Raw genomic sequence first — 11,650 nt, 5'->3', positions numbered from 1 at the left:
CTCCCTGTTAGCCTGCAGATCAGCATTGAGGGGTGTAAAGAGGCGCCATAGTGGGCATGGGGAGGCTTCCCGCGATGAGAGTATTCATTGGACGTCTGGTCTTTGCGAGCTGCGTCGTGGCGGTGTCTTGCGGGCCGGCCCTGGGGCAAGAGTCGCCGGTTCAGTTCACCGAAGGGGCTCACCGTGACGTGGATCCCATGATTTCGCCGGACGGCAATTCGCTGGCATTCGCCAGTGATCGCACCGGCAATTTTGATATTTGGGTTTACAACTACGACAAGAAGGCGTTCATGCAGGTTACCCACAGCGAGAAGGATGACCGCTATCCCAATTGGACGGCAGACAACAAGAAGGTGCTTTTCAATTCCGACCGGACGGGCAACGGCGACGTTTACGAGACGTCCGTGGAAAGCCCCGCGGGCAACCTTCAGCTTACGGTATCGGAACATCTCGAGGAATATGCGTCGTATCGCCCCGGGAGCCAGGAAATGGTTTTTGCGCGCGCGGAGAAGCGCAACATCCTGCGCAGGAAGATGGCGATTGTGTTGACGGAGAACCCGGCCTCGACGGCGCGGGTGCTTGTGGATGATGGCGACGAACCGCGCTTCTCGCCTGATGGCAAGCAGATGGTCTTTGTGTCGCGGCGCACCAAGAACAACGACATCTGGCTGACGGATATGTCCGGTGGCGCTTTGCTGCAACTCACCACCAGCGAGAAAGATGACAGGAATCCGTGCTTTTCTCCGGATGGAAAGCAGATCGTATTCGCGTCGAACCGCACGGGGAACTTCGACCTCTGGGTGATGGATGTGGACGGCCGAAACGTGCGGCAGCTGACCACGGACCCGGCCGATGAAAGGCAGCCCAGTTGGAGTTCGGGGGGCTATATCTACTACACGCGGGACATGAGCCAGACAATCTCGAATATCTGGCGGGTAAAGGCTCCCGAGTAGTCCGGTTTTTCTCACAATTCCAAGTTAAATACAGCATATTGGGGTGTCACGCGTCTTGACACACTAAGCATTGTTATCTAAACTATGCGGTGGGGGTTCGTTTCCCTCGGAAGCTTGAAACACGAAAAGGGCTTTAAGGCACGACAGAGGCTTTGGGGTTCGAATGGGGATTCAATCCGTGAGAAAACTACCGTTTTGCGTCCTTGTGGCGCTGATGTTGTTCCCGCTTTCTTTTGTTCTCGGCTGCACCACCACAAGTACCTCGCGAGAAGAAGTCCAGAAATTCGAGCCGGTCCCCCATGGGCGTGTTGGCAGACAGGAGCTGTCATCGCAGCCAGCCCAGCGGGCTACGGATTTGTTGCGCGCCGCAGGGGAGGCCTTCCGCCAAGCGAATGAGGCCCAGGAAACCGGGGACGAAAAAGCCGCGGTGCGTCACTACGGGAAGATGCTCCAGTTGTTGCAGGAAGCGGAACTTGACCCGGCCATATTCTACAACCTTCGTCCCGAATTCGAGCGTATCCTTGGCCAGTCGATGGAGCAAGCCGGCCTCCTTGATGAACAGGGCCATCTGGAGAAGCTCACGCCGGAGGAAATGGTGGCGGCGGGGCTTGGCGGCGGCATCGAAATCCCCTTCCCGCTGCCTGAGCGTGTCCTTGCCGAGATTGAAGAAATCCAACAGCTGTACCCGAAGAACTTCCAGAATGGCTTGATTCGGAGCGCCAAATACGCCCCGCACCTGCGTCGAGAGTTGAAGTTGGCGGGGCTTCCGGAAGAGCTGGTTTGGCTTGCCATGGTCGAGAGCCAGTTCCATCCCGCGGTGGTCTCGCATGCGGGCGCCGCCGGGATGTGGCAGTTCATGAACGGTACGGGCCGGCGATACAGCCTCCGAATCGATTCGTATGTGGACGAACGATTCAACTGGCGCAAGGAGACGAATGCGGCGGTAGCCTACCTGAAGGAGCTGCGGGACTTCTTCGAGGGCGATTGGCCGCTCGCCATCACGGCGTATAACATGGGGGAATACGGCGTCGAACAGGTCATCGCGATGAACGGCGGCGAACGCGACTTGTGGAAGCTCCTCGAAACCTCTCCCGGCTGCGACCGCATGGCCCGTGAGAGCCAGAAATTCTATGCCAAGTTCCTGGCGTCCGTCATTGTGGGGCAAAACCCGGAACAATACGGATTCTCCCCGCCGAGCGGAGAACCGGAAGAGGTTGACTTGATACCTGTTGAAGGCAGCTACAGCCTGGCTTCGCTTGAAAAGACCGCCGGGTGGCAGGAAGGTTCCTTGCGCGACCTGAATCGAGAGCTGGTCCGCGGCGTTACGCCTCCAACCGGAGAACACTTGCTGGCTGTTCCGAAACGCGAGACCAAGACGTTCCTCGCGGCCCTGGAAAACTCTTCGAAGGTTCGCCAGAACGTCCACCTGGTGCGGAGGGGAGAGACGCCCGCCGGGATCGCGAACCACTACGGGGTTTCGATGCGCGAGCTGATGGCTGTCAATAAGATTCGCTCGCCCCGGAGTTTACAGGTTGGTAAAGAACTCATTATTCCGGGCGCGGGCAGCGTTCCGGCGCCGGCGGGCGGCAGCGTAGGCACGCGAACCGCCTATGCCGCGGAAACCCACCGGGTTAAGAAAGGGGACACGCTTTCTGAAATTGCCACGAAGTATGGCGTTAAGACGAGCGACATCCAGGCGTGGAACGACATGGGCCGCAAAACGCGTATTCAGGTGGGCTCGTCTCTAAAGGTGGCGCCTCCCGATGCTGAGATCGCAACAGCGCCGGACGGGGCTTCAGGCGAGACGGGCGAGGCAAGCGGCGGCAGCGAACAGGTGCATGTCGTAAAAGCTGGCGAGTACCCGGCGAAGATCGCCAAACAATATGGCGTGGAACTGGACACCTTCCTGGGTTGGAACAACTTGACCAAGAATTCGATGATCCGCGTGGGCGACAAGCTTGTATTGCGCGGCGGCGCGGCGGCCAAGGCAGCTCCAGAAAAAGCCCGCGAAGAGCAGCTCGAGAAGATCGAGTACAGTGTACAACCGGGTGATTCAGCGTCCGTTATTGCGTCCAAGCACGGGGTAGGGCTAAGCGACCTGCTGAAATGGAACAGTCTCACCTCGAAGTCAACGCTTCGCGTCGGGACCAAACTGGTCATTCACAAGTCCGCTGCGGCTGCAGCTTCAGGAGATTCCGAAAAGGAAGAGGTGGTTGTCCACAAGGTCGCCAAAGGGCAGAATCCCACTACGATTGCCCGGCAATATGGTGTATCCGTGGACGACTTGCTGAAATGGAACGGCTGGGACCGGAGACGCGTTTTACGCGTGGGAGACAGCGTTACCATTCACCGCAACTAGCCTGCGCCGGCGTTCGAGCTGGCGAATTCGCGGCGCCGCCGGGTGCGAGAAGAGCCCCGCGTGCTGTCGTTGCCTCCCCGCCCCCCTCTCGGCCAAGTATTTCCCGGGAATTCCCGCGGCCTCGATGCATCTCAACATGCGGCTATTGGTTTACCCATGCTCGTGTAGCAACGCGGCTCTCAACACAAGCGGCCCAACATCATGTTTAGCCGAGGATACGCCGGAGTTGGGAGATGATACAGCTCGGAGCTCGTGAGGGCGGGAGAGCACCTTCTCTTGCCGAAGATGGTTTTTTGACTGATATTGGCAGGCAGCGTATAGTGATTCTTGAAATATCGGGCGGCAGTTGTGTGCTATGAGACGCCGAGGTTTCGGAATTCCGAAGGAGGGTTCAGCCTATGGCAGAGCACATTATTGGCATAGGGGGGGAACGAAGTATTTCGGAGTTGAGTACCGTGGCCGAACGCGAACTCAGCCGCGCGGAAGGCCACCCCAAGAAGATTAAACTGCGCGCGGATAATCACGAGATTGTTGCGGAGCGCGCCGATTACGAAAGCCCATTCAAGACATTCTGCCTGCGTGCCCGCCTTGAGGATTCTAAGTTTCGAGGCCTTAAAGAGTTATTGTCATCTTTGCCGGAGCGTTACGCACTTTCCCAAGACGATGGCTGGCATGTTCTGCAGTGGCAGATTCCTTCCGATGAGGCCCAAGAGGCGTGCGATGCGGAATTCAAGAAGATCGCCGCGACGGTGCAATTGCCTGAGGTCTGGCGGGTTCAGGGAACGGATTTCCGCGTCGAGCGGCTGAGTGTTCAGCTTCTGTTTCAGGCCATGGTGCAATACAAGGCAAGTGACGTGCATCTGTTTCCGGGCTCGCCCCCCGTCTTTCGGGTAGACAACAAGATACAGGAGTCCAAGATCACGAGCCCGCTCTCGGGCCACCAGATACGGAGCCTGATTCGCGAGATTGCTGGTGACCGGTATTGGGAAGAGTTCGAACGCGATTTTCAGACCAGCTTTAACTACCACCAAGCCGGGCTCGGGTACTCCCGCGTATCGGCGTTCATCAAGAGCGACGCGCCTCATTGTACGTTTCGTTTCCTGCCGGAAAAGATACCGTCGTTTTCGGACCTTAACGTGCCGGCGGATACGATGGTGCAATTGGGCCGTATGCATCACGGACTGGTGCTGATCACGGGGATGACCGGCAGTGGGAAGACCACCACCATGGCAGCCCTCGTCGACTGGATAAATTCCAATAAGTCCGTACATATCCTGTGTATCGAAAACCCCATGGAATATGTGCACACGAACAAGCGCGCCATTGTGTCGCAGCGCAGCACAGGGGCGGACGTTCGCAATTTCTTTGAGGCGGTGACCGGGGCGTTGCGTCACGATCCCGATGTGATCGTAATCGGTGAGATGCGTGACCCGGACACGATTCGCTCGGCGATCAACGCGGCGGCGACCGGCCACCTTGTGCTGAGCACCTTGCACTCGAACACGGCTTCGGAAGTAGTCAACCGGGTCGTGAGTTTCTTCGACCCGGTGGAACGCGATCTGGTCAAACTTCAGCTGCGCGATTGTGTTCGGTGTATTATCTGCCAGCGTCTGGTCCCTCGCATAGGAGGGGGGCGCGTGCCGACTCTCGAGTTCATGTTCAACGACATTAAACCCATTACCGATGCCATTATTGCGGGAAATACCGATGCCCTGCGCATTGGCATGCAGCAAACGGTGGGGCATTCGTTTCTTTTTGAGGAATACCTCCACAAGCTCTACAAGAAGAACATCATAAGTCTCGAGAACGCCCGTGAATTCGCCACCGACGTAAGCATCCTTGACCAGATGCTCATGGGCACCTACTCGGTTCCTCGGCTTGACTCGATCAAGGCAGCGCATTGAGGTGGGCATCAAGGTTATCCACAGGTTCTTCACAGGCGAGTGGACCCCCGGAGAGGTGTTCAAACGATAAAACCCCGCTGGAAAAGCCTCGAAAAACCCGTGGGGAATCAGGGGGTCTCGGCAGGGCGGTGATGAGCCCGTATGTGATTGTCGGCAGAAAGGTTACATACTTTTCGGGTGGTGGGAGCAGAGGGCGTTCCAGTGCTCCGTGAAACTGGAAACGACACCATATAAATTCTGGAATCTTCTGCCTGTTACGCGCACTGCGGCGCTCGCGAAGGCGAGTTATCCCCAGATGTGCCTATGCTCTTTCCGAGCGGGCGTTTAGTGAGGCACCATGCGAGTAATTGCGGGTGAAGCGAAGGGGACACGGCTGATTGTTCCCAAAGGGCCCCATGTACGTCCCTCGCTGGACAAACTTCGCGAGAGTCTGTTCAGCATATTGGTGGATCGGCTTCCGGGGGCCCGTTTTCTGGATTTGTACGCGGGTTCGGGGGCGAACGGCATTGAGGCGTTGAGCCGGGGCGCCTCGCACGCGGTTTTCGTTGACAAGGATATCCGTTTCGTGCGTGAGAACTTACGCAAGACGCGCCTTATGACGCGCGCGGAATGCATTCAGGCGAATCTGCCGGGAGGGGTTGGAAAGCTGAATGAACGCTTCCCGTTCGATATCATCTTTGCGGATCCTCCGTTCAAGCTGAGCGATTTTGACCGTCTTCTTGCGCTTATAGGGGAGCGGAAATTGTTGAAGGCGGGGGGAACGATAGTGCTCGAGCATTCCTCGAGGGCCCCGCTCGAGGACACTTTGGGGCCATTCCACAAGGTGCGTGACCGGTCATACGGCGAAAGCCAGTTGTCGTTCTATCTTGACGCTTCCCCGTCGATTTGTTAAAGTGGTCATACAATATATAGACCTTCTCTGTGAGAAGACGGAATCTCTTGTGGTGGTGGTCCAATAAACTCTAGGGAAAGCGATGTCCTCATGCGTTGTCCATTCTGCAATCACACGGAAGGAAAGGTTGTGGATTCCCGTTCGTCCAAAGAGGGCGATTCGATCCGGCGCCGCCGCGAGTGTTTGAAATGCGGCCGCCGTTTCACCACGTACGAGCGCATTGAAGAGGTCGCGCAGATGGTGATTAAGAAGGATGGGCGCCGGGAAGCCTTTGACCGGTGGAAGATCAAGAGCGGCATCCTTAAAGCGTGTGAAAAGCGGCCAGTTAGCCTCGAACAAATCGAGTCGCTCATCGACGATGTCGAGCGGTCGCTGTTCAACTCGACCGACAACGAGGTTTCGACCGCGACGATTGGAAGCGCCGTGATGGACCGTCTTAAGGATATTGACCAGGTGGCATATGTCCGGTTTGCCTCGGTGTACCGCCAGTTCAAGGATCTCAACGAGTTTATGGACGAGCTGAAGGGCCTTCTGGTTTAGGGGTGGGGAAAAGCTCGTTTCTTGCTTGTGCCTTTTCCAGGAAGCCGGTAAACTACTGGCGAACATACTATTGTGGATTACCCGAGGCATGCGGCATGCCGCGTCCTTCTTGACTGTGAAATCGGATGACCGAACAGACCGAGCACGATAATACCCCGGACCGCCCGCGGGTAGATGCCGCGCGCGAGGGGGCTTACGACGAACAACTTCGTTTTGACTCCCCCCTTATGCGGCCGCCGTCGCTGATTCGGATGGTTATCAAGCGCGATGGCCGGGAAGAAGCCTTCGACAAGGGCAAGATCGCCGCAGCCATTTTCCGGGCCGCCGAGACGGTCGGCGAGGGGGACCGCGACCGGGCCGAGAGCTTGGCGTCGGGCGTCACGATTTACCTCAGCAAACGGTTCGAGGGACGTGTTCCCACGGTCGGGCAAGTCCAGGACGCCGTGGAAAAAGTGCTTCTGGAAATGGGACACGCGAAGACGGCGCTTGCATTCGCTCGTCACCGCCGCAAACGCACGCGCGTAACAAAACTTCGTCAGAGCGATCTGCAATCCCTTATTGACGAGTTCGACGAGGTTCAGTGGGAACAGCGTCTTCGCGACGAGACGCATGAGGGCGCTCTGTTCGTGCGCACGAGCAACGACACGCTCTCGGGATGGGATCGCTCGCGAATCGTGGACGCCCTGGTGCGTGAGACGCGGCTGGACCGCGGCCGTGCGGAGACGATCGCCGAGGAGGTGGAAGCCCAGATCCTGTCTGCCGGGGTTGGGCCTTTGACGACGGCCCTGGTCCGGGAGCTTGTCGACGCTAAGCTGGCAGAACACGGGTTGGAGGAGTTTCGGCGGCGTCACATGCGGATAGGCGTTCCCCTCTATGATGCGGAGCGCATCATCTGCATGCCCGGCGAGACGGAACGCGTCAGCCGGCAGGATCCTGAGATTACGGACCGTCTTCTGGCGCAGCGCGTAAAGCGCGAGTACGCCCTCACGCAGGTGTTCTCCGAGCGCGTGGTTGATGCGCATGTGTTTGGAGACATCCACCTGGGCGGCCTTGGCTATGTGGACCGGCTGCACGGTTTCACCGCGCCGCTCGAAATGGTCGCGCGTTACGGTTCGGGACTCCCCGGCGCCTCCGGGGCGGCCGCTCCTCCCGCCGATATCGAGACATTCCTGGTTCAGCTGGGCCGGTTTCGGACGCACGTGGACGCCCATTTTTCAGGTCCGGTCACGTGGGAAATGCCGCATGCGTACCTGAGCCCTTTTCTGGACGGGGCTGATGAGGAGGGCCTGCGCCGCGCGGCGCATATTCTGCTTTTCGTTCTCGGGGCAGAAGCGTCTGAACGTGCGGCTACACCCGAGCTTAGCTTGAGCTGGGGCATTCCCCGCCATCTCGCCCACCGGCGCGCCGTTGGTCCGGCCAGGGTGGCCGAGGGCAGCACGTATCGCGACTACGAGATGGCGGCGAAACGGTTTCTGGACGAGATTCTGGGGGTTTACCTGCAGTCCCATTCGACCAGTCTGCCGCTTCCCCGGTTTGTTGCGGGGGCCGGCTTTTTTGCTGAGCACGGGTACAGGGACATTCTGGTTCGCGTGGCTGAGACTGCCATGGCGCATGGTTTTTTTGAAATCGAGTTTGACCGGGGCGGTGATTGGGATGCGGTGCATGGCATCTCTTCTGGGAGAGCCGTGGCGCAGGCGGTTAATTTGAACCTGGCGCGGATGGCGTTTCGTTCGGGGGATGAGACAGCCCTTCTGGACAACCTGGACTCGCTTGTGGATGTTGCGGCGCAGGCGCATCAAGAGAAATGCGCCTTTCTGGAACGCGTTGCGGCACTGCGGGCGCTCGGGCCGCTGGTGTTCCTTGGGGAGAGCTCGGGCCGTCCGGCGTTGGCGGAGCCGTCAAGGGCTGCGTATGCCATAGCGGTGGATGGGCTTAACGAATGCGTGGAGGCCTTCTGTGGGCACGGGCTTCACGAGTCCAGGCATGCGCTGGAGTTGGGCCTGCGCATTCTGGCGCGTCTGGTTGAAGCGTGCGGCACCGCACGCGAGCGGACGGGTATACCGATTGTGCCGGCTCAGGCGCGTTACGAGTCGTCCATTCGGCGCTTTGCGGCGTTGGATCTGCGCCCGTTTCCAGAGGAAGCGCGGCGCGTCGCAAAGAGCGACCCGATCACCCAGGATATCCACTATACCGTCGGCGCGCGCTTGACGCAGCGAATCCCCTGTACGCCGGGGGAGCGCGCCATGCTGGAAGGCGCGATGCAGGAGTTGGTTCCCCACGGGGCGCTCACGCGGGTCGTGTTGCCGGACACGGACACGGCCCCCGAAGCGGTAGCCAGCTTTATCGAAGCCGTTTTCTACCGTTCAAAGGCGCGCCACCTGCTTCTGGAACGTCCGGGCCTTCCTTCGGGGCTGCTTCCGCACGAGTGAGCTTGGCGGCTTTGCGGGGGCGTGTTTGCGTCACAGGCTGACCGCAGGCGGCTCTGCCATGGCCGGTTCCTCGAGCTTGAAGTATTCGCGCTCCGTGAACCCGAACATGCCCGCGATGATTGCCGAGGGGAGCGTGTGGACACGGTTGTTGTTGTCGCGGACATTCCCGTTGTAGAACCTGCGCGCGGCCTGAATCCGGTTCTCGGTGTTTGCGAGTTCTTCCTGCAACGCGAGGAAACTGGCGCTTGCTTTGAGGTCGGGATAGTTCTCGACTCGGGCGAGCAGCCCGTGCAGGGCGGATTGCAGTCGTTGTTCGGAATCCGCCTGTTGGCTGGGGGAGCCCCAGTTTTGGGCACATTCCTCTCTCAGACGCACGACCTGCTCGAGAAGCTCGCGTTCATGGGCGGCATAGCCCTTCACGGTGTTCACCACGTTGGGAATGAGGTCGTAGCGGCGTTTCAACTCGGTTTCCACATCCGCCCAGGCTTCGTCGCAGTGATTGCGGATACGCACGAGGCCGTTGTACATCGCCACGATGCACAGCAAGATGAAGATGATGACGGCTGCGGGAAGAGCCAGGGCGACAGGGGGCATCGGCAGCATCCTTTCATGACCTGTAGAGGTATTCCGGGAACATACTACGGATTTCGACGAGCCGATCAAGGTTCATCTGGATTTCGTTGGGTTGCAGACGGCCGCTGAAACTGAGTGCGACGCAGCGGTTTTCGATCTCGATGGACAGATTGCGGTGTTGGAGCAGGTATTCCATCATCTTGGCGTTGCAGATGTCGTACGCGAAGCGTTTGTCGCGCGACCGCACGGTGAACGCGCGCGAGAACTCCGCGGATTCGAAATCGATGTCGTCAAACCCGAGCATCTGCCCCAGCTTTGAGAAGAGTGTTTCGGGATAGATGCGCAACTCCGGGAAAGAGAGTTCCTGTTCCAGGATGAAGTAGCTGAAGTAGTGGTGGTCTGTCTGGCGGTTGCCCTTGGAATTGCGCGATTCGGTTTCGTAATGGTAGTCGAACGCTTGCACGGGATAGCCGCCATACTGGCCATGGAGGATGTTGAAAGCGTACCGGTTTTTGCCTTGTTGCAAGGGGTCGAGGAAATGATAACGGTCGCCCATCGTACGGTCGTGCTCGCAAAAGCCCAGACCCAGCCGGCGCGCGACGGCCAGAAACTGCTCCCGCCGCTTCTTTTCCTGCAGATGGCCGAATATCGCCCCCACGATGAGGAGTCCGGCTATGAGGGCGAAAACCAACAGCGGGAACGCAGACCCATACCCGAATGTGTGTAAATTGCCCACAACGCCTCCCTTCATCTACACCTTGTTACCGCAGAACCCTGGATATATTCAATCTTTGGGCAATTTCGCTGAGGCGCCAGATTCGCGAGGTCTGAGGAAGGCTATGGGCATGGCGGAAAGCCGGACCAGCGCCAAGGGCATGTCAGGACCTTGTGGTGCTGGCATCGTGCGCGGACCCGAAACGTTAAAAGCTGTTTTCCTTGGTGAAGGCGATGATATCGTCCAGATTTGCATAGGCGACGGCCAGGACGGTATCCGCGGCGCCGTAGTAGAGGGTCACGCGCTTGTTCTCGTCGATGATGGCGGCGCAGGGGAAGACCACGCTCGGCACGTCGCCTACGCGCTCATAGGGTTCTGTGGGGGCGAGGAGATAGGACCGTGTGCGGTACCGGACATGCCAGGGTTTCTCGAGGTCGAGGATCGCCGCGCCGACGCTGTAGACGTAGCCCGAGCAGCTTGTTCGAACGCCGTGGTAGATGAGGAGCCACCCCTCGTCTGTTTCAATGGGTGCGGGTCCTGCGCCTACCTTTGTGCTCTGCCACCCTCCGCGAGGGCCAAACACGAACCGGTGGCGACCCCAGTGGACGAGGTCCGGGCTTGTGGCGTAGTAGATGTCGCCGAAGGGGGTATGGCCGAGGTCGCTCGGACGGTGCAGCATGGAATAGGCGCCGTTGATCTTGCGGGGAAAAAGCACGCCGTTGCGGTTGAGGTAGGCGATGTTCGCATCGATGAGTTGGAACCTGCGAAAATCACGGGTCTGGGCGAGGCCGATGGCCGGGGCGTGCCCGCCCTGGGGTCCATCGGGGTAGTGGCACCATGTCACGTAGTAGGCGCCATCTATCGGCGTGATGCGCGGGTCGTACTGGAAACGGCCGTCAGCATTCGGCTCGGGCCCTTCGGGGTCCGGGCACTCGAACAGGATTGGGTGCTCTTCGAGCTGCCACTTCAGGCCGTCGTTACTGAAGCCGGTGTGCAGGCCCGCCTCCATACGTATTGAGTCGACGCGGAATACCCCCGCGAAACCGCTGCCGAAAGGAACAACCGCGCTGTTGAAGATCGAGTTGGCGCTTGGCACGGCAGCGGGTGTGACGACAGGGTTGTGTTCATAACGGCGAAAGACCGTTTCGTTGGCCATTGGTGACTCCTTGAAACTGTGATGAGCGGCCCCTCCCGGAATCGCACCGGGTTCGTCGAACAACTGGCGGGATCCCCCTGGATTTAACGAGAGACTACTCTATAATGTGCGCTGCCCGCAAGCGGTTTT

The 11,650-nt window shown here is 59.0% G+C and carries 9 protein-coding genes; 6 read left to right on the top strand and 3 right to left on the bottom strand.

Features of this window, described 5'->3' with window-relative positions:
* Positions 1 to 74 precede the first annotated feature (74 nt).
* The 6 genes from PLJ71_09100 to nrdD all read left to right on the top strand — a co-directional run bounded on the left by PLJ71_09100 (position 75) and on the right by nrdD (position 9,077).
* Positions 75 to 953, top strand: a complete 879-nt coding sequence (locus tag PLJ71_09100; protein ID HQM48834.1) for a DPP IV N-terminal domain-containing protein — start codon at positions 75 to 77, stop codon at positions 951 to 953.
* Positions 954 to 1,131: 178 nt separating this feature from the next.
* Entirely contained in the window at positions 1,132 to 3,312 is a 2,181-nt protein-coding gene (locus PLJ71_09095) for a LysM peptidoglycan-binding domain-containing protein (GenBank protein HQM48833.1), read from the top strand.
* 398 nt (positions 3,313 to 3,710) lie between these two features.
* Positions 3,711 to 5,216 (top strand): PilT/PilU family type 4a pilus ATPase, encoded by a 1,506-nt coding sequence (locus PLJ71_09090; GenBank protein ID HQM48832.1) that lies wholly within the window; start codon positions 3,711 to 3,713, stop codon positions 5,214 to 5,216.
* A 337-nt stretch (positions 5,217 to 5,553) separates the two neighbouring features.
* On the top strand, positions 5,554 to 6,108 hold the full coding sequence (rsmD, locus tag PLJ71_09085; GenBank protein HQM48831.1) for a 16S rRNA (guanine(966)-N(2))-methyltransferase RsmD: 555 nt from the start codon (positions 5,554 to 5,556) through the stop codon (positions 6,106 to 6,108).
* A 90-nt stretch (positions 6,109 to 6,198) separates the two neighbouring features.
* Entirely contained in the window at positions 6,199 to 6,648 is a 450-nt protein-coding gene (gene nrdR / locus PLJ71_09080; protein ID HQM48830.1) for a transcriptional regulator NrdR, read from the top strand.
* A 125-nt stretch (positions 6,649 to 6,773) separates the two neighbouring features.
* Positions 6,774 to 9,077, top strand: coding sequence for an anaerobic ribonucleoside-triphosphate reductase (gene nrdD / locus PLJ71_09075; GenBank protein ID HQM48829.1), 2,304 nt, complete (start codon positions 6,774 to 6,776; stop codon positions 9,075 to 9,077).
* Positions 9,078 to 9,107: 30 nt separating this feature from the next.
* On the opposite strand, the gene PLJ71_09070 is transcribed toward nrdD, so the two are convergent.
* From PLJ71_09070 to PLJ71_09060, 3 genes are all read right to left on the bottom strand, one after another.
* Positions 9,108 to 9,671: a LemA family protein gene (locus tag PLJ71_09070; protein HQM48828.1), complete on the bottom strand. Its 564-nt coding sequence runs from the start codon at positions 9,669 to 9,671 to the stop codon at positions 9,108 to 9,110.
* A gap of 13 nt (positions 9,672 to 9,684) precedes the next feature.
* Entirely contained in the window at positions 9,685 to 10,386 is a 702-nt protein-coding gene (locus PLJ71_09065) for a hypothetical protein (GenBank protein ID HQM48827.1), read from the bottom strand.
* A gap of 184 nt (positions 10,387 to 10,570) precedes the next feature.
* Positions 10,571 to 11,521: a glycoside hydrolase family 130 protein gene (locus PLJ71_09060; GenBank protein ID HQM48826.1), complete on the bottom strand. Its 951-nt coding sequence runs from the start codon at positions 11,519 to 11,521 to the stop codon at positions 10,571 to 10,573.
* Positions 11,522 to 11,650 lie beyond the last annotated feature (129 nt).

The sequence above is a fragment of the Candidatus Hydrogenedentota bacterium genome (assembly GCA_035416745.1).
GTDB lineage: Bacteria > Hydrogenedentota > Hydrogenedentia > Hydrogenedentales > SLHB01 > UBA2224.
This window is presented reverse-complemented; position numbering and strand designations above follow the sequence as displayed.